23 protein-coding genes are annotated in these 21493 nt (G+C 47.9%); 9 read left to right on the top strand and 14 right to left on the bottom strand.

Features of this window, described 5'->3' with window-relative positions:
* Positions 1-49 precede the first annotated feature (49 nt).
* From NKE59_RS04415 to NKE59_RS04430, 4 genes are all read left to right on the top strand, one after another.
* Positions 50-1198, top strand: a complete 1149-nt coding sequence (locus NKE59_RS04415; RefSeq protein ID WP_353439787.1) for a DNA polymerase III subunit delta' — start codon at positions 50-52, stop codon at positions 1196-1198.
* Between the two features lie 11 nt (positions 1199-1209).
* Entirely contained in the window at positions 1210-1998 is a 789-nt protein-coding gene (locus NKE59_RS04420) for a TatD family hydrolase (RefSeq protein WP_353439788.1), read from the top strand.
* The gene (locus tag NKE59_RS04425; RefSeq protein WP_353439789.1) at positions 1995-2702 is read left to right on the top strand and encodes an ankyrin repeat domain-containing protein; all 708 of its coding nucleotides are present in this window, start codon (positions 1995-1997) and stop codon (positions 2700-2702) included. The genes NKE59_RS04420 and NKE59_RS04425 overlap by 4 nt, the downstream gene beginning before the upstream one ends.
* 68 nt (positions 2703-2770) lie before the next feature.
* Positions 2771-3253, top strand: coding sequence for an ion channel (locus NKE59_RS04430; RefSeq protein WP_353439790.1), 483 nt, complete (start codon positions 2771-2773; stop codon positions 3251-3253).
* A gap of 4 nt (positions 3254-3257) precedes the next feature.
* Here NKE59_RS04430 and NKE59_RS04435 read toward each other — a convergent pair whose 3' ends face one another.
* Together NKE59_RS04435 and NKE59_RS04440 are read right to left on the bottom strand one after the other, a co-directional pair.
* Positions 3258-4232: a DUF3108 domain-containing protein gene (locus NKE59_RS04435; RefSeq protein ID WP_353439791.1), complete on the bottom strand. Its 975-nt coding sequence runs from the start codon at positions 4230-4232 to the stop codon at positions 3258-3260.
* 42 nt (positions 4233-4274) lie between these two features.
* Positions 4275-4850 (bottom strand): HNH endonuclease, encoded by a 576-nt coding sequence (locus NKE59_RS04440; protein ID WP_353439792.1) that lies wholly within the window; start codon positions 4848-4850, stop codon positions 4275-4277.
* Between the two features lie 442 nt (positions 4851-5292).
* Between NKE59_RS04440 and NKE59_RS04445 the strand changes: the two genes are divergently transcribed.
* The 3 genes from NKE59_RS04445 to NKE59_RS04455 are packed head-to-tail and all read left to right on the top strand — an operon-like array spanning position 5293 to position 9801.
* Positions 5293-8178: a molybdopterin oxidoreductase family protein gene (locus NKE59_RS04445; protein WP_353439793.1), complete on the top strand. Its 2886-nt coding sequence runs from the start codon at positions 5293-5295 to the stop codon at positions 8176-8178.
* A 1-nt stretch (position 8179) separates the two neighbouring features.
* Complete coding sequence (locus NKE59_RS04450; protein ID WP_353439794.1) at positions 8180-8848, top strand: 4Fe-4S dicluster domain-containing protein; 669 nt, start codon at positions 8180-8182, stop codon at positions 8846-8848.
* Entirely contained in the window at positions 8848-9801 is a 954-nt protein-coding gene (locus NKE59_RS04455) for a DmsC/YnfH family molybdoenzyme membrane anchor subunit (RefSeq protein ID WP_353439795.1), read from the top strand. Before NKE59_RS04450 ends, NKE59_RS04455 begins: the two co-directional genes overlap by 1 nt.
* A 13-nt stretch (positions 9802-9814) precedes the next feature.
* Here the strand turns inward: NKE59_RS04455 and NKE59_RS04460 are convergent, their stop codons facing one another.
* The 5 genes from NKE59_RS04460 to NKE59_RS04480 are packed head-to-tail and all read right to left on the bottom strand — an operon-like array spanning position 9815 to position 14040.
* Positions 9815-10534 (bottom strand): GntR family transcriptional regulator, encoded by a 720-nt coding sequence (locus tag NKE59_RS04460; RefSeq protein WP_353439796.1) that lies wholly within the window; start codon positions 10532-10534, stop codon positions 9815-9817.
* A gap of 43 nt (positions 10535-10577) precedes the next feature.
* Positions 10578-11750: a UxaA family hydrolase gene (locus NKE59_RS04465; protein WP_353439797.1), complete on the bottom strand. Its 1173-nt coding sequence runs from the start codon at positions 11748-11750 to the stop codon at positions 10578-10580.
* 39 nt (positions 11751-11789) lie between these two features.
* On the bottom strand, positions 11790-12071 hold the full coding sequence (locus tag NKE59_RS04470; protein WP_353439798.1) for a UxaA family hydrolase: 282 nt from the start codon (positions 12069-12071) through the stop codon (positions 11790-11792).
* 26 nt (positions 12072-12097) lie between these two features.
* Complete coding sequence (locus NKE59_RS04475; protein WP_353439799.1) at positions 12098-13108, bottom strand: Ldh family oxidoreductase; 1011 nt, start codon at positions 13106-13108, stop codon at positions 12098-12100.
* Positions 13105-14040, bottom strand: a complete 936-nt coding sequence (locus NKE59_RS04480; protein WP_353439800.1) for a hydroxyacid dehydrogenase — start codon at positions 14038-14040, stop codon at positions 13105-13107. The genes NKE59_RS04475 and NKE59_RS04480 overlap by 4 nt, the downstream gene beginning before the upstream one ends.
* 121 nt (positions 14041-14161) lie before the next feature.
* Here NKE59_RS04480 and NKE59_RS04485 point away from each other — a divergent pair, with 121 nt between their 5' ends.
* On the top strand, positions 14162-15145 hold the full coding sequence (locus tag NKE59_RS04485; protein WP_353439802.1) for a tripartite tricarboxylate transporter substrate binding protein: 984 nt from the start codon (positions 14162-14164) through the stop codon (positions 15143-15145).
* 107 nt (positions 15146-15252) lie between these two features.
* Here the strand turns inward: NKE59_RS04485 and NKE59_RS04490 are convergent, their stop codons facing one another.
* From NKE59_RS04490 to NKE59_RS04515, 6 genes are read right to left on the bottom strand one after another with little or no spacing between them, the layout of a single operon-like run.
* Positions 15253-16974, bottom strand: coding sequence for an FAD-binding protein (locus NKE59_RS04490; protein WP_353439804.1), 1722 nt, complete (start codon positions 16972-16974; stop codon positions 15253-15255).
* Between the two features lie 2 nt (positions 16975-16976).
* On the bottom strand, positions 16977-17585 hold the full coding sequence (locus NKE59_RS04495; RefSeq protein ID WP_353439806.1) for a fumarate hydratase C-terminal domain-containing protein: 609 nt from the start codon (positions 17583-17585) through the stop codon (positions 16977-16979).
* A gap of 7 nt (positions 17586-17592) precedes the next feature.
* Complete coding sequence (locus NKE59_RS04500; RefSeq protein ID WP_353439807.1) at positions 17593-18468, bottom strand: fumarate hydratase; 876 nt, start codon at positions 18466-18468, stop codon at positions 17593-17595.
* Positions 18469-18501: 33 nt separating this feature from the next.
* Complete coding sequence (gene sdhC / locus NKE59_RS04505; RefSeq protein ID WP_353439808.1) at positions 18502-18867, bottom strand: succinate dehydrogenase, cytochrome b556 subunit; 366 nt, start codon at positions 18865-18867, stop codon at positions 18502-18504.
* Entirely contained in the window at positions 18864-19211 is a 348-nt protein-coding gene (locus NKE59_RS04510) for a succinate dehydrogenase (protein ID WP_353439810.1), read from the bottom strand. Before NKE59_RS04510 ends, sdhC begins: the two co-directional genes overlap by 4 nt.
* On the bottom strand, positions 19208-19939 hold the full coding sequence (locus NKE59_RS04515; protein ID WP_353439811.1) for a succinate dehydrogenase/fumarate reductase iron-sulfur subunit: 732 nt from the start codon (positions 19937-19939) through the stop codon (positions 19208-19210). Before NKE59_RS04515 ends, NKE59_RS04510 begins: the two co-directional genes overlap by 4 nt.
* 81 nt (positions 19940-20020) lie before the next feature.
* Between NKE59_RS04515 and NKE59_RS04520 the strand changes: the two genes are divergently transcribed.
* Positions 20021-20896, top strand: coding sequence for a LysR family transcriptional regulator (locus NKE59_RS04520; protein ID WP_353439812.1), 876 nt, complete (start codon positions 20021-20023; stop codon positions 20894-20896).
* Here NKE59_RS04520 and NKE59_RS04525 read toward each other — a convergent pair.
* The gene (locus NKE59_RS04525) at positions 20893-21492 is read right to left on the bottom strand and encodes a YqiA/YcfP family alpha/beta fold hydrolase (protein WP_353439813.1); all 600 of its coding nucleotides are present in this window, start codon (positions 21490-21492) and stop codon (positions 20893-20895) included. The two genes, NKE59_RS04520 and NKE59_RS04525, sit on opposite strands and share 4 nt — an antisense overlap.
* Position 21493: the final 1 nt, after the last annotated feature.

Raw genomic sequence — 21493 nt, forward strand, 5'->3', positions numbered from 1 at the left:
AGTCATTGAATAAATTGACTTATTTAATAATAGTTTTTGTCTATATCGCATGGAAATAGAAAATCCTAATTATGAAAGCCAGGTGGGCCGGTCGGTATACCCCTGGCATGTTGATGCTTGGGAGCAGTTCAATCTTGAGAACCTTCCCCAAGCGATCTTGCTACATGGGCAAGCGGGGATTGGTAAATTAGACTTTGCCTTGGAGCTATCTCAGGCTATTTTGTGTGAGGCCGATCTATTCTCCTCGGGGGTAAAGCCCTGTAAGGAATGCCAAGCCTGCCGCTGGTTTGAGACTGCCAACCATCCTGATTTTATTGGTCTCGTGCCAGCCCTCTATCAGCACCGTATGCCCCATGCTGAATTGGAGGGGATGCCCAAACCCGAAGTGGAGGAAGTGGAAGACAAAGAGGAGGGCGACGGAAAGAAGGAGAGCGCCTTTATCAAAATCGAGCAGGTGCGAAGGGCAATTGAGGCCATTAATGTGGGAACCCATCGAGGTGGTCAGCGCGTTGTTTTGATCTATCCCCTTGAGGGTTTGCGGCCTGATGCTGCAAATACCTTACTGAAATCTCTTGAAGAGCCCAATGCGCAAACTATTTTTATTCTCCTAAGCGATCGTCTTGATCGAGTGTTGCCTACTATTCGCTCGCGCTGCCAGTTGATAGCACTGCCTAAGCCTCAACGTGCAATTGCTTTGCAATGGTTAAGCACTCATTTGGGATCTTTGTCTGAGCAAAAAATTAGTTCAGAAGAAATAGAGGCCAGCCTAGACGAGCAAGGCGGGGCACCGTTAGCCGCCAAGGAAGTGATCTTGGCGCGCCGTCTAAGTGATGATAAAGATAGCATGGCTCTGGCGAGTTCTGCGACTCGCTTGTTATTAGAGGCGCTAAGTAAGGGGCGCGATATTCCATGGATAGACTGTGCTGAGAAAATCTATAAAGCACCCTTTGGCATTCTTTTGGCATGCATGCAGCGTTGGTTGTTTGATATACAGTCGGCAAAGCAAGCGGGTGAAGCGCGCTATTACCGCAGGCATGAAAAGCATGTTCAGGCCTTGGCCCAGCAGGTCAATATGAACAAACTGCTTAAGTTATGGAAGCTTGTGCTTCTTGCTAGGCGCCATGAGAATCATCCTTTATCAACAAGGGTTCAACTAGAATCCTTACTTTTGCAGTACCAGCAGCTTTTTGCAGACTAAAATGCGACCTCATGTTTATTGATTCGCATTGCCACCTCGATTTCCCAGAATACCAAGAACGTCTTCCTGAAGTTCTGGAGAATATGGCGCGAGCCAAGGTAACGCATGCCTTGTGTATTTCAGTGGATATTCCAGATTTCCCCAAGGTGAAACTCTTGGCGCAATCCCACCCTAATTTGTTTGCCTCGGTCGGTGTTCATCCTGATTACGAAGACACGCCCGAGCCTACTTTAGAGTTTTTGATCGAGGAGGCTAAAGATCCTAAGGTGATTGCGATTGGTGAGACCGGTTTAGATTACTACCGCATGGGCGAGCGCTCCTATGAGTCGATGGAGTGGCAACGCGAGCGCTTTCGTACTCATATTCGGGCGGCATTGGCTGCAAAGAAGCCATTAATAATTCATACACGTTCAGCCTCGGAGGACACCCTCAAAATTATGCAGGAGGAGGGTGCAGGGCGGATTGGTGGGGTAATGCATTGTTTTACTGAGAGTTATGAGGTTGCAAAAGCAGCTATCGAGATGGGTTTTTATATCTCGTTCTCGGGTATTGTGACCTTTAAGAGCGCCAAGGATCTCCAGGCAACTTGCAAAGCATTGCCTATAGAGCGCATTTTGATTGAGACCGACTCGCCATATTTAGCGCCGGTGCCCCATCGTGGCCAAACAAACGAGCCGGCTTGGGTATCCCATGTAGCGGGCTTTATAGCGGATTTAAGAGGGGTCTCGGTTGAGTCGATTGCTGAGCATACAACCCATAATTTTTATCAATGTTTTCAGTTAAATAGAAGTGATTCATGAGATTACACCGCAAATTAATTACTCTGCTAGCTTTCCTTCTTGTAAGTCTAACGGCTGTTGCTCAGACCCAAGAGCAGGTCGACAAGATGACCAAGGCAGTGCAATTTGATGATCTTTCTGAGGTTAAGAAACTAATTTCTACTGGTGTAAGCCCCAATTTGCTGGTTAAGGGCGGCAATCCATTAACCGTATATGCCGCTAAGGAGAAATCCAAGCAAACTCTGGATTATTTGATTGGTCTCAAAGGTGTCGATGTAGACCATCCCAATCTCTCTGGCGAAACTGTTTTGATGATGGCATCCCTTTATGGCATGTTGCCTGAGGTAAAGGTCTTAGTGGATAAACGCGGCGCCGAGATCAATAAATCAGGATGGACACCCTTGCATTACGCCTGCACGGAGGGCCATTTAGCGGTAGCGGATTATCTCTTGAGCAAAGGCGCCAAAGTGGATGCTTTGTCTGAAAGCGACACAACCCCCTTGATGATGGCAGTTCGTTCCGGGAATATTCAATTGGTACGCTTGTTATTGGATCGCGGAGCTGATCTGCAGATCCGTAATCATCAAGGCTTTAGTGCGATTGATGTCGCAGAGTTGTTTAATCAAGAAGAGATCTCAAAGGGCTTGCGATCCCGCTGGGAGAAGCTTTACAAGACGAAGTATCAGGGTGGACCCAAGCCTGTTTTTGTTGAATCTAAGCCCTAGATCCTACTAGGCTTATCTGCGTATAATCATTATTATGTCAAATAAGATAAATCTGTCTTATCTATCTAATGATTGACCTACCTAACTTCTTTACCCTCTTTACAAAGGTATCGAGCAGCCTCCCAATCGATGAACTCTATATCGTATTTCTGGTGGCAATTAGTTTGTTAGCTGTCCACGCCTTACTCATATTGTTAGTAGGAAAGATCTATCAGTTATTGATTGATTGGGCTGACCGTCAAGGGATTTTTTGGTTATCCGTCCCCTTTTTTATGGTGGCTGTGGGCCTAATCTTTATGACGCATTTAGTCGATATGATTGCTTGGACCTACGCTTTAATTGCCTTGAAAATCTTTGAGGTCGATACCAATGCGTTTTACTTTGTGGGCGAGATGTACACCACCATTGGATATGGCACTTTTTCATTGCCTGAGAATTGGAAGATTCTGCCCGTGATGATTGCCTTTAGTGGCATCTTTGCTGCCTCTATGTCGGGCGCTATTCTCTTTAATATGATTAGTCAAATAATTCGCAAGAAATCAGGAAAATAAAGACTTACTTCGGTAGGTCTGCTATTGGATCTAATTGTTTAAAAAAAAGCTCAATGGTTCTGCCCTTTTCATTTTCAAGACGAACTCTACCCGGAATCCAACCATAATCTTTAATGAGCCAAATATCATTGCGGCGCTTGAAATCTTTTTCTTTCACGGGCAAACGTTTGTAATGACGAAGCACCATGGGCCCCATGGTAAAGATTGCATCGGATAACTCTTCACCTTGGCTTTGAAAGCGCCAAGTTTCTATCGAATCTAAATTAGCAATCGGTATCTCACGGACCGTTCCCTTTTCATCGATCTTATCGTCACCACCTAATAAGGATGCTAATTGCATCATTAGACTAAGGCGATCTTGTGTACCCGGTGGCAGGTCTTTCATCTCCTCTGGCTTTTGGGAGAAGAACATCTTCCCTCCTCCTTTGCCATCACGATCAAAACGAGTAAATCGTGCAGGGCGGCTTCCTAAATGCTCCACATAAAAGTCTGGGGCTAAACCATAAGCATCTATCTTGCCTCGAGACTCAAAGATAAATGGCCCAAAAAATGCGTATGGGATATTAATAAACAAACGATAGCCATTGCTTGGATCAACCTGCCATTCAATCGATGCAGTTTGAAGATATTGACCATCGAGATAGGCATCGTAGTAATAGATACCAGAGTCTGGCAAGCGAAAGGCCTGCCCCTCTTGCGCCCCACCCTGACCACCATCACCCGCCTCAATCTTTGCGCCATCACCCACTGCATTAGAGCTTGCTTCCTGAACAGTTGGTGCGGGTGCTGCTGGTTTGCTGAGTTTTACTTTCTTAATAGGCTCTACTCGTAGCTCTGCAACAAAGTTCTCTTCAAGCGGAGCGGCTTTAGAGAACAAAAAACTAGGGAACCCGACAAAAAGATAAAGGTGTCCCAACACAGAGATGAGAAGCGCAATGAGAACGATCGAGCGAGGCTTGAGAATACGTAAGCCGTTCATCGGAGAAAAATGGAATGGATTGTGATTGCAGAATGCAATCGACTAAACCCAAAATGGGTCTTGAAGTATTCGGCTATCTTTTGGTAAGTTGGCCGCCAAGAAATCCATTTGGTCCGCCAGAATATTTCTGCCCTTCAATATCATGTCCTCATACAAACTTGGTGTGTAAGGTGCATAAATCAGACTCATCCCAGCTCGCTCTGGAGTGCGATTCCCTTTGCGTTGATTACAAGGACGGCATGAGACCACTAAGTTCATCCAGGTATAGCTGCCACCCTTACTATTGGGGACAATATGTTCGGCTTCGGCATCATTTTCAGAGATACGGCAAGCACAATAAGCGCAAAGACCACGATCACGTCGATAAAGTTTGCGTTTGGTGATGGCAGGCACCACATCAAATAAATTGATCTTGGCAGACCCTTTTACAGCAATGATGGAGTGCAGCTCAATAATCGATTGGCGACCGGTGAGCCGTGACATACCGCCACGCATGACGGCAATGGGGTCACCCAAGGTCCAGAGTACGCTGTTATCGGCGTAATGTCGGGTGGCGTCTTCCGTATCAATCCAGCACTGTGGAATTCCGCCGGCATCCAATTTCAGAATACTAAGCACCGCCCCCCCTTTCTGCCTTGATGTCGACGTCAAGGCGCTCCCGATTACATACTCCTTAATATAGACTAAGTTTGCAACAAAACAATGACTTTTTTCAAGCCCCTAGGGTGTTAAAGGCATTTGAAATAGGCTCAGGGGTTAGGGTGAAAAGGGCCTATTGACGGTTAATGCGACAGACCCATTCTTTCCTGCCCCACTCACCTGGGCGCTCTGCAAAGACTAACCAAACGGTCCATTCGACTAATTTTTTCATGATCATCTCCTAGTTATTGGTCTTTAGTTTGATGTCTTAAAGGCTCAAGAGATGAGCTTCAAATATAGATTCATTTAATTTACCTAATTCATTGATTTTCATCATGAATTATTCAACTATTCAGATGCTATCCTTGAATAAAACGAGGATAAAACAGGTACAATAAACCCCATTAAATCAACAATATCCATGTTCAAAATCTTCTCGTCTGACCCTGTCCACGATCCCATTACCAAGGTTGGACCTGCTACTGAAATAAAAACCACCACCTGTTATATGTGCGCATGTCGTTGCGGTATTCGTGCGCATCTGCGTGATGGCGAGTTGGTTTACATCGATGGCAATCCAGAGCATCCACTTAATCAAGGTGTAATCTGCGCTAAGGGTGCCTCTGGCATCATGAAACAGAAATCACCGGCTCGTATTACTAAGCCCTTGTTACGCAAAGCAGGTGCTGATCGAGGCGCATCAGAATTCGAGGAGATTAGCTGGGAAGAGGCCTTTGATCTGCTGGCCACCCGTTTAGCGAAGATCCGCGAGACCGATCCCAAGAAATTTGCTCTTTTCACAGGTCGCGATCAAATGCAGGCCCTCACTGGTCTCTTTGCACGCCAGTTTGGTACGCCCAACTATGCGGCCCATGGCGGCTTTTGCTCGGTCAATATGGCTGCCGGCATGATCTACACCATCGGCGGTAGCTTTTGGGAGTTTGGTGGACCCGATCTAGAGCAGGCTAAATTATTTGTGATGATTGGTACAGCTGAAGATCATCACAGCAATCCCATGAAGATTGCTTTATCCAAGTTCAAGCGTAATGGTGGGCGTTTCATTTCTATCAATCCTGTGCGCACAGGCTATTCAGCTATTGCCGATGAGTGGATACCCATTAAGCCCGGTACCGATGGCGCCCTCTTTATGGCCTTGATGCACGAGTTAATTACTGCTAATACCGTTGATCATGAGTTCTTGTCACGCTATACCAACTCTGCGCAATTAGTTTGTCTTGAGTCTGGTTCTGAAGAAGGACTCTTCTTGTTTGATCCCGATAGCGATCCAATCAATACCGATATTCCGCACAATAAATATGTGTGGGATCAAAACACACAAAGCGCTAAGCCTTGTTTTGATCAGACTGCAAAGCCAGCATTAAGTGGCGAGTTTATGATGGGCCCTGGTCCTCATCAGGGCAAACGAGTTGCCCCTGCTTTTGAGTTACTGCGTCGCCAGGTTAAGGCATGTACACCGGAGTGGGCAGCGAAGATTACATCCATACCAGCAGAGCGTATTCGTTTACTTGCAAAAGAGATGGCGCATACCGCATTTCAGCAAGCCTTTGAGTTACCCATCGCATGGACCGATTCGTTTGGACAAAAACACAATACTGTCACCGGTCGACCCGTTGCCTTTCATGCAATGCGCGGCCTGTCTGCACACTCCAATGGTTTTCAGACCACACGCGGTTTAGCAGTCTTGATGACCTTGTTGGGCACCATCGATCGTCCTGGCGGCTTTCGTCATAAAGCTCCCTACCCAAGACAGATACCGCCCAATATCAAACCACCCTCTTCGGAGGCAGACATTAAGCCCAATACTCCGCTGGGTAAAGCGCCCCTTGGTTGGCCAACTCGCCCAGAGGATCTTGCGCTCGATAGCAATGAGCAGCCACTGCGCATCGATAAAGCCTATAGCTGGGAGCATCCCTTAGCAGCGCACGGTTTGATGCATAACGTAATCACCAATGCGGTTAAGGGTGATCCTTACTCGATCGATACGCTAATGATCTTCATGGCGAATATGTCGTGGAACTCTACGATGAACACCATGGAGGTGCGCGAGCATCTCAACGCCAAAGATGAGAATGGCGAGTTCAAGATACCGTTTCTGGTGATCTGCGATGCATTCCAATCGGAGATGGTAGCTTTTGCAGATCTGGTCTTGCCTGATACTACCTATTTAGAGCGTCACGATGCAATGAGTATGCTCGATCGCCCAATCTCTGAGTTTGATGGGCCTTGCGACTCCGTGCGCATTCCAGTATTACCACCGACTGGCCAATGCAAACCGTTTCAAGAGGTGTTGATTGAGTTGGCATCGCGCCTTAAGTTCCCAGCATTTACAACTGCAGAAGGCCAGCGCAAGTTTAAGGACTATCCTGACTTCATTACTAATTTCCAGACCGCACCCGACTCCGGAATTGGTTTCTTAATGGGTTGGCGCGGTAAAGAAGGTGAAAAGAGTATTCGGGGGGAGCCTAATCCCAATCAGTGGCAGATGTATGAAGACAATAACTGTGTCTTTCATTACAGCATGCCACCCGAGCATCACTACATGCGCAATTGGAATCAAGGCTATCTTGATTTTGCTAAGGCTAACGCTTTACGTCAGAAGAACGATCCGATTATCTTGGCGGTGTACTCAGACATCTTGCAACAGTTTCGTTTAGCAGCTAAGGGCCAGCGTCCGGGCAGAACTCCACCCGCGCATCTTAAAGATCGCATTGTGCAATTCTTTGATCCACTCCCCTTTTGGTATCCACCCCTTGAGGATGCGGTCACGGATCTCAATGAGTTTTCGATTAACGCGATTACACAAAGACCGATGGCGATGTATCACTCGTGGGACTCACAAAACGCATGGTTACGACAGATTCATAGTCATAACTATTTGCACATCAATACTAAGACCGCAGTGGATCATGGTATTGAAGATGGTGCTTGGATTTGGGTCGAGTCGCAATGGGGCAAGGTGCGTTGCATGGCTCGCCATACTGAGGCAGTTGACCCTGGTACCGTCTGGACCTGGAATGCGATTGGTAAAGCAGAGTCTGCCTGGCATCTTGATCCGAACGCTGATGAGTCTAAAAAAGGATTCTTACTCAATCACCTTATTACCGAGGAGATTCCTCTGGCTGATAGCGCTGGCACATTTCGTGTGAGCAATTCGGATCCTATTACCGGGCAAGCGGGTTGGTATGACGTACGCGTTAAGTTGAGCCCTGTGGGTCTTCATGAAGAGCCCGATACCTGGCCAAAAGCACGCACTGCCTTAGTACCTGGAATGATTCATGGAAAATAATATGCCAGCATCTACTCAATCTAGCAAACAACTCGCTCTGGTCATTGATCTCAATGTCTGCGTTGGCTGCCATGCTTGTGTAACCTCCTGCAAAGAGTGGAACACGCAAGGCTCTGCCGGTCCCATGACCGATCAAGACTCTTACGGTGCAAATCCAAGTGGTACTTTCTTTAATCGTGTGCAAACTTTTGAAGCAGGCGTTTTTCCCAAGATGGATACGGTGCACTTCCCTAAATCCTGCTTGCATTGTGAAGATCCGCCCTGTGTTCCGGTATGCCCAACAGGTGCGAGCTATAAACGCAAAGAAGATGGCATAGTTTTGGTCGATTACGACAAGTGTATTGGTTGTAAATATTGTGCTTGGGCTTGTCCCTATGGCGCACGTGAACTTGATGAAGAACGTCAGGTCATGACCAAGTGCACTTTATGTGTTGATCGTATTTATAGTGAGACCCTTCCCGAGTCTGACCGTAAGCCTGCTTGTGTCTTAGCCTGCCCTACCAGTGCACGTATCTTTGGTGATGTGCATGATCCGCTCTCCGATGCGAGCAAAGCCATTGCAGAGCGCGGTGGTTATGAACTCATGCCAGAGTGGGAGACCAAACCAGCCAATCATTATTTACCGCGCTCCATTACTGAGACCATTGCGGCCGTGAAAGCAGAAAACTAATGCATCCGACCTTCTCCTTAATTCTTTTTACAAGTATGGCGGGGATGGCTCAGGGGGCTATTGTTAGTCTTGCTGTGCTCAACTCAGGTTCTGACCAATTACCAAGTGAGCTCTTAAATATTTATTTATTCCCCTTGATCTTGGCTTTACTAATTGGCGGATTACTTGCTTCCACCTTTCATTTGGGGCATCCTGAACGTGCCTGGCGTGCCACCATGATGTGGCGTACCTCATGGTTATCGCGTGAGGTTTTAGTGCTCCCAGCTTTTATCGCGCTCACTGCATTAGCCTATTACTTCTCATGGCAAGACCGGGTTCCCAATTGGTTATGGCTTGTTTTATGTGTTGCCTCACTTGCTCTTTGGGTTTGTACCGCCATGATCTATCAGTGCATTCGTTTTATACAGGAATGGGCGCATCCAACCACCATGGTCAACTTCATCGCATTAGGAATTAGTTCCGGTTGGTTCTTCCTAATGGCCTTGCTATCGCTTTGGTCTATGCTGCACCGTGATCAAGCCGTGGTCACCAGTTCTAATATCGCTGGGGTTGCTGGCTTTACGGGGTTCTTAATTCTTTTATCGCTTACGCTGAAGCTGTGGATCTGGAAACGTAATCGCAGTCTTAAGCCTAAATCTAATTTACAGTCGGCTACTGGTATTAAGACCGGCTTTGTGCGCCAGATCTCGATGGGGATGATGGGAGGTAGTTTTAATACCCGTGAGTTTTTCCATCAACAGAGTGCCTTCTTTGTAGCCAATGTCCGTAAGATTGCTTTCTTTGGAACCTATTTACTGCCAGTTATTTTGCTGGCAATTGTGGTGAGCAATGGCGCTCTTAGCTTACTGGTGATCGCATTTATCGTTCATTGCGCTGGATTGATGGCTGAGCGTTGGCTCTTTTTTGCAGAAGCCAATCACCCACAAAACTTGTACTACCAACGAATTGCTTAAATGATTTGCTTGTTTAAATACCAAGTTCGCTGAAGTACTCGTGGTGTTCGGTATTTAATGTTGAGATGCGCCATTCGATGGGCTCATCTTGGATGCCTAGTGCAAGACGCCGAATAATAATCACCGGTGCGCCTACTTTGAGATCCAACCATTCTGCATGTTGTTTGCTAGCTGCTCCCGCACGAAGTCGTTCACTTGTGCGCACAACAGTTTGTCCATACTGCGCTTGATAGAGTTGATAAATACTACCCTCGCGTTGTGCAAAGGCCGCTTTAGTCAGCTTAGGGAAGTGTTTCTTGCTCAGAGTAATGTGATCGACCAATACACAGGTCTGATCTAAAAAGAGACGATTGACGATTCTCCAAACAGGCGAACCTTCTTTTATTGCGAGTTTAGTAGCTTCCTCTTGGTTAGCACTTGCGCTCTGAAAGGAGACAAGCTCTACCTTGGGGTAGTTTTTATGTTCAGCATTGTGTTTGACTACATGAAAGAAGTAATACAAAAGTCGTTGTTCATCGTGCTCAGCAACATAGGTGCCCTTGCCTTGCCTCCGAATCACAATTCCTTCAGCGACCAGTTCGTCTACTGCTTTGCGAAGAGTGCCAATAGAGACCTTGAGTTCCTTAGCAAGGTCTTTCTCGGAGGGCAATGCCTCACCCATGAAGAAACGTCCACTCACCAAATCATTGGTGATCTTCCGTTTTACTTCTTGGTAGGCAGTAATGGCTTTCATAGTTTGGTTGGTCACCCAAGAGTTGGGTGACCAAGCAGGCTACTTAGGCAGACTCATATAAACGGGTCATTACAAACTCGTTATGACCAAGGATCTCAGCCGCGGTTAGTTCGCCATTGGCGGTGCGCAAGAGCGCATCCAATAGTTTCTCACCCGCTGTATCCATGTTCTCCTCACGACGCAAAATACCTGACACATCCACATCAATATGCTCAGACATCGTGCGAACAGTCTTGGGATTAGCACAAAGCTTAATCACAGGCAGGATGGGATTACCTATCACGTTACCTTGGCCGGTTGGGAAGAAATGAGCAGCAAAGCCTGAGGCGGCGCACAAGGTCACCATCTCGGCAGCAGCCGATGAAGAGTCCATAAACCAAAGACCTTTACCTGTGGGTGCTTCTGCTTTATCCAAAACACCGTCGACCATACACTTCTTACCAATCTTCTGAATATTGCCCAAAGCTTTCTCTTCGATGGTTGTAAGGCCGCCAGCAATATTGCCCTTGGTAGGCTGTGAGTCTGATAGGTCGCTAGTCTTATTGCGCTCGACCACACCTTGATAGCGATCAAACATCATCTTGAACTTGGCTTTGACTTCTGGTGTACGGCAACGTGCTTCTACCAAATGCTCGCCACCTGTGAGCTCGGTGGTTTCACCAAATACTAAGGTGGAACCAATTTCATAGAGTTTGTCAAAAGCGTTACCAACGGTTGGGTTCGAACCGCAGCCCGATGTCGTATCCGATTCACCGCACTTGGTTGAAACCCACAGCTCCGATAAAGGTGCAGAGACGCGTTGTGCTTTGGAGGCATGCTTCATGAACTTATAGGCAGCACGACTTGCATTAGCAATCGTGGTGGTATCGCCATTACCCTCGATCCAGAATCCTTCTACTGGCTTACCAGATTTTTTGATTCCTTCTACAACCTTAGCGGTCCATTGGGGCTCAATACCAATCACGACTACAGCAGCAACGTTAGGATTACATCCTGCACCAATGAGGGTACGGAAATGCAGCTCTAAGTCAGCACCAAACTGCAGACGACCATAGGGGTGGGTAATTTTGACAGTACCCTTAATGTTGTTGGTGACCGCATCGCAGGCGGCGTTCGAGAGGTCATCGAGGGGGAGAATAATCACATGATTACGAATCCCCATGCGTCCGTTCTCACGACGGTAACCCATAAAAGTAGCTTTTTTTAAATCGATCATCGTTTATCTTTCTTTCTGTTTAAGTAGGAGATATGTGGCTTACCAGCGTTTGGTCTTCACGTTCTGTACATGCAAGTGCTCACCCTTTTTGATGGGAGCAACTACTTTGCCAATATCCACGCCGTATTTAATAACCATATCGCCGACCTTCAGGTCTTGCAAGGCAATCTTGTGACCAATTGGAATATCACTCTCTGATTTAATCTTGAGGGTGCTATCACCTTCCATTACCCAACCTGTTAAATCGGTTCCAGAATTGACGCCTTCTACTACGACGACTCCCACAACATCTCCAGGTTCATGTACGACGAAATGAATCATGCTTTCTCTCCTTTAAGGTACTACTATTAATTGGTCCAACGCTTACTAATACCGCTATTAATTTCTAGTACGACTGTATCGTTGACGGTGACCCCTGCTCGCATCGCTTGTGCGCGTTGGGCAAAGCGTCTTTGTCCCGGTAAACGAATCCCGTCATCACTTGCCAACATGGCTAAGAATGCTGCGATGCGTTTGTTATAAGTCGCTGCACCCGATAGGCCTGGATCAATGGTGATGAGTAATTGTCCAAGACGAGGCTTATTGCCATTCATGGCAAAGAAGGTATCAGCCTCGTACGAGAACTGACTGCCTGATAAGCCAACTGCTAAGAGTTCAATGATGAGTGCGAGTAAAGCGCCCTTGTCACCACCGAGCGGAACCATCAACCCTTTAAGACCCTCATTTGGATCAGTGGTGGGCTTACCCTCTGCATTTAAGGCCCAGCCCTCTGGAATTGACTCCCCTTTTTTAGAGGCCACTAATAACTTGCCACGCGCGACCGCAGACAAAGACATATCAATCACTAATGGATCTTTGCCCTTCACCGGAAATGCCGCTGCCAGTGGATTGGTTCCAAAGAGTGCTTTCTTGCCACCCGCCATCGGCATCGCAGCTGGGGTATTACCTAGAAGAATCGAGACATAACCAGCACGTGCGGCTGCTTCGGTGAAATGTCCGGCAACTCCAAAGTGATGGGTGTTCTTAACAGCAACTACTCCTACACCTTGTGAGTTAGCTAAGCGTACGGATAGATCGGTAGCTGTTTTAATGGCGGGGAATGCCAAACCATCTTGACCATCCACTACGGCAGAGGCTGCTTTATAAGCATGCACCTTCGCTTTGGCTTGGGCATTCACACGACCATGCTTGGCATGGCCAGCGTATTGGGCAACGCGGGCTAGACCATGTGATGCTAGACCATCAGCTTCTGCAAGAGCCAAAAAGAGTGCGGTATCGGCGGCAGCATCATGGGCAATATCAGCAGCACGTAAGCCTTGATAGGCGAGCTGCACCATCTCATTAAATGAATGACTCACGAATGGTTCTCCAAAAATACGTTCACTTCGCGAGCAATCATATTGCTCACACGTTCATTACTTTCTTCAGTAACTCCCGCAATGTGCGGGGTCAGTATTAAATTGGGGACATCTTTAAAATGCGATAGGTCTTTGGCAGGTTCGCTCGTAAAGACATCAAGCGCTGCTCCCCCTAAACGCCCAGATCGCAAGCGCTCTGCTAATGCCTGCTCATCGACAATGCCACCGCGTGCGGTATTAATGAGATAGGCGCCAGCTTGCATCGTATCGAGCAGAGTTGCCGAGAACAATCCTTTGGTCTCGGGTAATAGCGGTAGGTGCAAACTCACAATTTGGCTTTTGGCTAATACTTCCGCTAAGGGATATAAATGAACGCTGCCATTCTGGAGTGCCACTTGTTTATCTTTTAGCATCGGATCATAGGCGATGCAATGCAATCCTAGGGCTAAGGCTTTTTGTGCAACCACCCTCCCAATGCTGCCAAAGCCCACAATCCCTAAGGTGTTACCTGCGATCTCATGGCATTTGGAGTATTTGGGTCTTGGCCAAGCGCCTGAGAGGGTCTCAAGACTAGCGGGTGCATAAGCACGCATGAGTGCCATCGATGTACCCAACACATACTCGGCGACCGAGTCGGCGTTCGCACCGGTGGCTGGAATGACCTTGATATTGGCTTGTGCACAGGCGGGTAGATCAATGTTCTCCAAACCAACTCCTAGGCGCCCCACTACTTTCAGTTGCTTAGCACCTTGGACCAGATCAGCACTTACTTTGGTGAGATTACGCACGATCCAGGCATCGGCATTGATTAACCCTGAGGCTAATTTGCTGGGGTCAGAGTAGGACTCAGGCTCATAGCGCACTTGATGAGATTGTTTAAGGGTTTCTAGGGCTTGACGGGAGATGAACTCGGAGATGAAAATAACTGACATATCCATATCATATAGATGACATAGATCTCGTGCAATAGGGGTTTTCTAGAAAATTATGGTTAAATGAGTATCAACAGTTTCGTAATATAAAAATCCACAAGGATCTACAAGGAGACATAGAATGAACCAGCGTTTTTATCGAACTATTTCAAAAGTTCTTGGCATCGTAGCAATCGCCACCATGGGCTTCATGAGTCCTGCGCAAGCACAAAGTTGGCCTGATAAGCCGATCAAATTAGTGATTCCATTTGCAGCAGGCGGTACCACTGACATTATTGGCCGTATCCTGGCGCAGCAAATGGCTCCCATCTTGGGTCAGAACGTAGTAGTTGAAAACCGTGGCGGTGCCGGTGGCAATATTGGTGCTGAGGCTGTAGCAAGAGCGCCTGCTGATGGCTACACCCTACTCCTCGCCTCAGGTAGCATGTTGACCGTTAATCCACATATGTATAAGAAGATGTCGATTAATTACGCCAAAGACTTTGCTTCTATCTCTACCTTGGTTAGTGGTCCAATGATTATTTCTGTTAATCCAAAGCTAGCAGTTAATAATCTCAATGATTTAATTGCGCTGGCTAAGACCAAGAACCTCAACTTTGGTTCCGCCGGTATTGGTAGTCAGGTGCACCTTGCTGGTGAGAACTTCATCACGGCAACTGGTATTAATGCAACCCATATCCCTTATAAAGGTGAAGCGGCGGCTCTCAGTGATTTAATTGCAGGACAAATTGATTTCTGTGCCTGTAATGTGCCTGCCTCTACGGGCTTTATTAAGAGTGGACAAATCAAGGCGCTTGCAGTGACCAGCGCTAAGCGTTTAGCGGCTCTTCCTAATATTCCAACAGTGGCAGAAGCTTCTATCCCTGGCTTTGAGAACGTTGGTTGGTTTGCTTTGATGGCACCATCTAACACCCCCAAGGTGATTACCGACAAGATCTACGCTGCTGCGATTAAGGCAGTAAAGTCTGAGGCGATGCAAAAGAGTTTAGAGCTCAATAGCTTAACCCCTGTCCTGAATACCCAAAAAGAGCTTGAGGCACAAATTGCTTCTGAGTCGATTAAGTGGGAGAAAGTTATTAAGGCACGCAACCTGACTGCTAACTGATTACATACTCTGCAGTACTCAGTTTTAACTGAGCAACAATCAATCAATTATCTCTTGGTGCCCAGTCTAGAATTTTCTAGGCTGGGTATTTTTTATCGCAATCGTCTTTAAGCTTCCACCAAGATCGTTTCGCCGGGGCGCACCATACTAAATGTCACCGGGCATTTCTTGATTATGAGTTGCTCATCCTTCATGTGTACAGCAGTGAAGAAGGAGGTTTCTAGGTCACCCTCTTCTGGGTAGTCTTCACGATAGTGAGCGCCGCGCGAGTTCTCTCGTGCTAAGGCTGCCACGACCACAGTCTTACTCACAAGGATGAGATTACGCAGGTTCATCCAATCTTGCCAGGTCAGATTAAATGCTCGGTTGGTCTCACCCACCCCCATCGTATGTAATATGTCATCGAGTTTGTTTAGACGTATCCGTGCCGCTTCAAGATCGGCTTGATTACGCAAGATACCAACTTGATCCCACATGCAATCGGCTAGCTCATCGCGAATGAACTCAATATCACCCGGTGCTTTGTTCAGCGGCTCTTGATGCTCAAGCAGGCTTTGTTCGATGGCTTCAAGATCGTAATCAAGATGGTTCTTGCCCATGACATATTGCGCCATAGTGTCGCCGGCGATGCCACCAAAGACAGTGGAGTTAGCCACTCCGTTACCACCGAGACGGTTAGCACCATGCACACCGCCGGTATCTTCACCAGCAGCAAAGAGACCTGGCAGATCGGTACTGGTGTCGGCTTTAAACACCACACCCCCCATCATGTAATGTGCTGTCGGTACCACTTCCACAAGATCATTTGCTAGATCAAATCCAGAATCAGCACAGCGTTCCACCATGCCTTTAAATAATTTGCGCACATTATCAGGACCAAGGTGATGCATTTGGATGTAGACGCCACCATTTGGGGTCACGCGTCCCGCACGCATCTCATAAATAATTGATCGAGAGACAATATCTCGGGTTGCACGTTCATTGCGAGAGTCATAATGGCCCATGAAGCGTTCTTTATTGCCATTGAGTAGATAACCACCCGCACCACGTAAACCCTCTTCGAGCACTGTTCCGGTCATACGGGTATCTGGACCAGCGAGCATTCCGGTTGGATGAAACTGCACCATCTCCATATCGCGCAGTGTTAAGCCTGCTCGCAAGGCCATGGCCAAGCCGTCACAACTTTTATCACCCGAGGGGGTATGGTACTTATACATCGTGGGCCCGCCACCGGTGCCGAGTAATACAGCCTTCGCGCGCACCATCACAAACTCACCGGTACGCATATTGAGCATTAAGACCCCAGCAAGTGCTTTGCCATCCTGGTTCTTTATTAACTCAATGGCGCGGTGTTCTTCCAGGCGATGAATCCCTCTCGCCCACACTTGCTCGGCTAGGCGATTAATAATCTCAATCCCGGTGAGGTCACCCTTGTGTACGGTGCGATCAAAGGTTTGTCCTGCAAATGCCTTTTGATGAATGGTCCCATCTGGGTTGCGATCAAAGAAGCATCCGAGCTCATTCTCTAGCTCACGAATACGCTCAACCGATTTGTTGACCAGGGTCCAGGCTAACTCTTGATCCGATAACCACTTTCCCCCTTCAATCGTATCCATGAAATGACGCTCAACCGAATCTCCTTCTGCCAAGGCTACGTTATAGCCACCCTGTACCATGCGCGTGCATCCGCATTTACCAAGAAGTCCTTTTACGGCAATGGTGATGTGTAGATCGGGATTGGCTTGATGTGCATGCAAGGCTGCAAAGAGCCCTGCACCGCCAGAGCCTAATACCAAGATATCGGTTTGCAGTGTTTGAATGCTTGTCATGGTTACACAATCCCTAAACTTTTTAGTACCGTTGCTTTATTGATCGCCACATCGGCTTTCACGTCTTGATAAATACTGCCGCCGTGGCTATCCATTGCTACCAAGAGTGGGCCAAACTGATTAATCTTGAACTTCCAGAGCGACTCTGGATTGAGATCATCAAGATCCACATCTTCAATCTGATCAATCCAGGTGGTCTCTAATGCGGCTGTGCCACCAATGATTGCTAAGTAGACCCCGCCATGTTTTGCAAATGCTGCTGCCGATGACTCGCGTAAGCCACCCTTCCCCACAATCATGCGTACGCCATATTCGTTCATGAGAGGTTCAGTAAATCGTTCCATCCGATCCGAGGTGGTAGTACCAATACAAATAGGCTGATACCCTGCGGGGAACTCTGCACTGACAGGCACTTTACGCACGTTGGGCGCCGTATGAATCACGGCATGACCGCGAAGATCAAACTTCGTTTTACGACCCCGATCAAACAAATGGATCTGGGTGGCATCCCGAATCCCAAAAAGTGTTTGTTGCAAGGTTACGGTGTCATTGATCTTGAGCTTCCGAATATCGGCTTCGCTAACAGGGGTGGGTAAGTTGTAATGGGCCATGATCGTCCTAAAATCCGTATGCCACACCCTGTGGTGTGATGCGAACCCGCGCACGTCGCGCTGAATGACACTGCATGTTTACAGCAACGGGGTTCATGGTGATATGTGTAGCAGCGAGTTCTACATGGACTGCAAAAGCGGTACCATCACCACCAAGCCCTTGAGGACCAATCCCCAATTGATTAACTGCAGTGCTCAGTTCCACTTCCAATTTGGCACCCTCTTCATCACTGCAGTGTGTTCCCAGCGCTCGGGTGGCAGCACGTTTGGCTAAGGCGACGCATTGATCCGAGGTGCCCCCCACGCCAACTCCCACGATTGTCGGCGGGCAGGTTTTACCACCGGCGTTCACAACGCTTTCGATCACAAAGGCCTTGACCCCTAAGATTCCTTCGGCTGGGATGGCCATCTTTAGGAAGGAGTTGTTCTCCGAGCCGCTACCTTTTGGGATCATCTCAATCTCAATCGTATCGGCCTTGTCCATAAAATCAATATGGATTGCAGGCATCTCAATACCACTCGAGGTGTGATTGTTCTTACGTGTAATGGGATGAACTACGGAGGAGCGCAGCGGGTATTCTGTGGTGGCGCGTTCACACCCTCTGCGAATGGCTTCCTTTAGGCGCACTCCATCCACTGTTACGCCTCTACCAATCCAAACGTTGTAGATCGGTAGACCTGTGTCTTGGCACAGCAAATTATCTTCACGCTCGGCTACCGCAATATTGGTCACCATGGTTCCTAGCACCACTTGGGCACGTGCGTCGGTTTCGGTGCTCTTCAGTCGATTAATCCCCTGTTTCACATCATCGGGAAGTAATTTAAGTGCGCGGATATACAACTCCTTACATGCGTCCTCAACGTGTTGCAGATTTAGTTCCATATCCGATCCTAATGAAGTAAGTCCTGGGATGATCTAGCGTGACAAGATTAAAAATAAGCCGCCACATACGAGCGATCCAAGCACTGCCATTTGGATCCATGCTTTCCGTAAGCCCTTCCAAACACCAAACTCAATTACGAGCAAGCGTGTCCCACCGATTAAGTGCAATGCCAAGAGAGTAACCAAAGCCCATTCCCCAAACTTGAAGATGGGGAAGTCGGTCAGTTTAAGGTAACTTGCCAGCTCAGCTTCGCCCTTTAAAGAACGCGAGAGTAAGAAAAAATGCAGGGGCAGAAAGCAGGCCAATAGTAGACCCGAAACACGATGCAAATAGTAAGCAAAATAAGACCAGTGGGCCCTTCCCCGAAAATCAAGTTGGCGCATAGATTTTTGGCTCATGGCTGTCCCCAGACCACACCAATTACCGCCATGGTTCCTAGTATGAGTATTAGGGCTGCCAGCAAGAGTGGTAAGGCACGGTTCAGAAAAGCGTTTTGGATGTTCTCTCGCAAGATATTGGCAAGGCCAATGGGGGCATGCACAAAGCAGGCGAGCACGAAGATCTCGTAGAACAAAGCAAAGCCCCAATTGCCGCGCGTTCTTCCAAGGATCTCATTTGCTGTTAGTCCGTCTTGCACAGCAATGTAGATGATGATGAGATGGATCGCTACGCACAGAGCTAAGACCATTGCACTAATGCGTTGGTAGTACCATAGTTTGGCTTGCAGTATTGCTGCACTCACAGCTTGCCCCATTTACTACCCATTACGGCGGCACGTCCCACAATCTTTTTAAGACCCGCAATCCCAGCGGTGGGCTCAATTTGTTTCGGGCATCGCTCTGAACAAGTTCCTTGGGTGTGGCACGAGTGACAACCTGCATCACCGGCAACCGAGCGCAGACGATCAAGCTGTTGACTATCACGCTCATCGTTCACTAAGGTCCAAGCACGATTTAAGGCTGCAGGTCCTAAATAAGACTCACGGGCCGACACCACTTCGCACGAGGCGTAGCAAACACCACAACCAATGCACTCGATTCCGGCATTGGCTAGTTGGCGTTCTTCCGAATCGGGTTTGACCTTGGCGAAGTCATCATGGCGAGTTTGCTCTCCCTTAAAGTAGCCAACCGCTTTACTCATCTTGTCAAAGAACTCGCTCATATCGGTTGCTAGATCTTTGATGATTGGTAAGTTATCCAATGGTGCAATCTCGAGGGTGTCGCTATCCGCAATCTTGGCCACGTGCGTGCGGCAGGTCCAACGGGCTTTGCCGTTTACAGTCATAGCGCAGGACCCACACATCCCCACTCGGCAAGCAAAGCGATAGCTCAGTGTTGGGTCGAGTTTGCGCTGGATATAGGTCACAACATCCAACACCGTTTGGTTAGCTGCGCGGGGCACTTCGTAATCTACGAAGCCGCCATCTTGGGTGCCGCGCCAGACTTTTACTTTTAGGATCGATTGACTCATGTACTCATTATAGGGATAGACAGTAAAATTTATATCGAATAGTATTTTAATTGAGATAAACAATTAATTTATAATTGATCTATGTCGAGTATCCGTGTTCTCAAGAACTTTATTGCTGTCACCCGCCACCCCAGCGTCGCTGCCGCTGCGCGTGAGATCGGCTTAACCCCGGCTGCTGCTGGTCAACAACTGGCCCAGCTTGAGGGTGATATTGGGGTTTCGCTCTTTGATCGCAATAAGCGCTCCTTGGTTCTTAATAATCAAGGTCGGGCTTTGATCGAGCCGATTCAGGAGATCATCTCGCGCTATGAGTCCTTAGGCGCAGAGTTTAAGTCGGGCCTAAGCGGCTCGCTCACCCTAGGGGCGCTGGTCTCAAGTTTGATGGGGCAATTTGGGAAGACCCTTGAGCAACTGAAGCAGCAATACCCCGAGCTAGAGATCAAAATTAGCACAGGACTATCTAGTGATTTTTTAGAGCAGGTAATCGCTGGGGTCTTAGATGCTGCGATTGTGACCGAGTCACCCTACGCTCTTCCAAAAAGCGTGCAATGGACAGCTCTCTATGAAGAACAAATGATCCTGATTTATCCCAAGGATAAAGATCGTACCGATTTACCCTTCATCCGCTTTGAACCCAAAACCTGGACCGGTGAACTCGTTGATCAAGTGATTCGGTCCAATCACTTGCAGATTGAGAGCAGTATGGTGGTTAACTCGGTTGAGGCCATCATTGAGTTGGTGCGACAGGGTCTTGGCTATGCAATTGTGCCGATGCTTGCCAATGTGCAGTGGGATAAAGATAAACGCATTGTAATCAGCATACCTGGTCGCAAAGCGGTTTACCGACGTGTAGGTTTGTTAGAACGCAAGAATCATGGGCGTAAGAACATTACCCAAGCGATTGAGGATCACTTTCGGAAGGTCAAGAAAGCTTTGCGTTCTGGGGTAAAGCGCTAAGCGTGGGTCGCAAACCCAATCACTTGATCAAGATACTGCGGGTACTCGGTGATTCCGTGATCACTACCCTCGATGATGAGATGCTTTGCTCCAGGGTAATGTTCTACCATCTCATGCCAGTCGAGTAACTCATCGCCCTTTGCTGCTAACAAGAAATAGCGCTCTGCATGGGTAATCTCTTCAACCTGTTGCTCTTTGAGTTGCTCGACATACTCTGCTCGCCAATCAAAGGGCTCGTCACTATCGTATGCAGTTAGCTGTCCGACATAAGGGGCTAACTCCCGCGCTGCGCGCACGGCGGGGTTAAGCATGATAGCTTTAGCGTGCGGGTATTGCTCAGCAAGGTAGGTGGCATAGAAGCCGCCCAAGGATGAACCAATGATGCATAGATCTTTCGCCTTAGTCTCTGCAATTTTTTGTTTGACCATCGTCATTGCTGCTTGGGGGGATGGTGGTAACTGGGGACAATACCATTCGATGGCTTGACCGTCTTTAACGAGAGAGGCAATCGCCTCTCCTGTTAGTTGTGCCTTAGAAGAACTTGGGGACGACCTAAACCCGTGAAGATAAACAATCAAGAGTTTAGGTGTGGGCATT

Source organism: Polynucleobacter sp. UK-FUSCHL-C3 (genome assembly GCF_040409815.1).
Classification (GTDB): Bacteria; Pseudomonadota; Gammaproteobacteria; order Burkholderiales; family Burkholderiaceae; genus Polynucleobacter.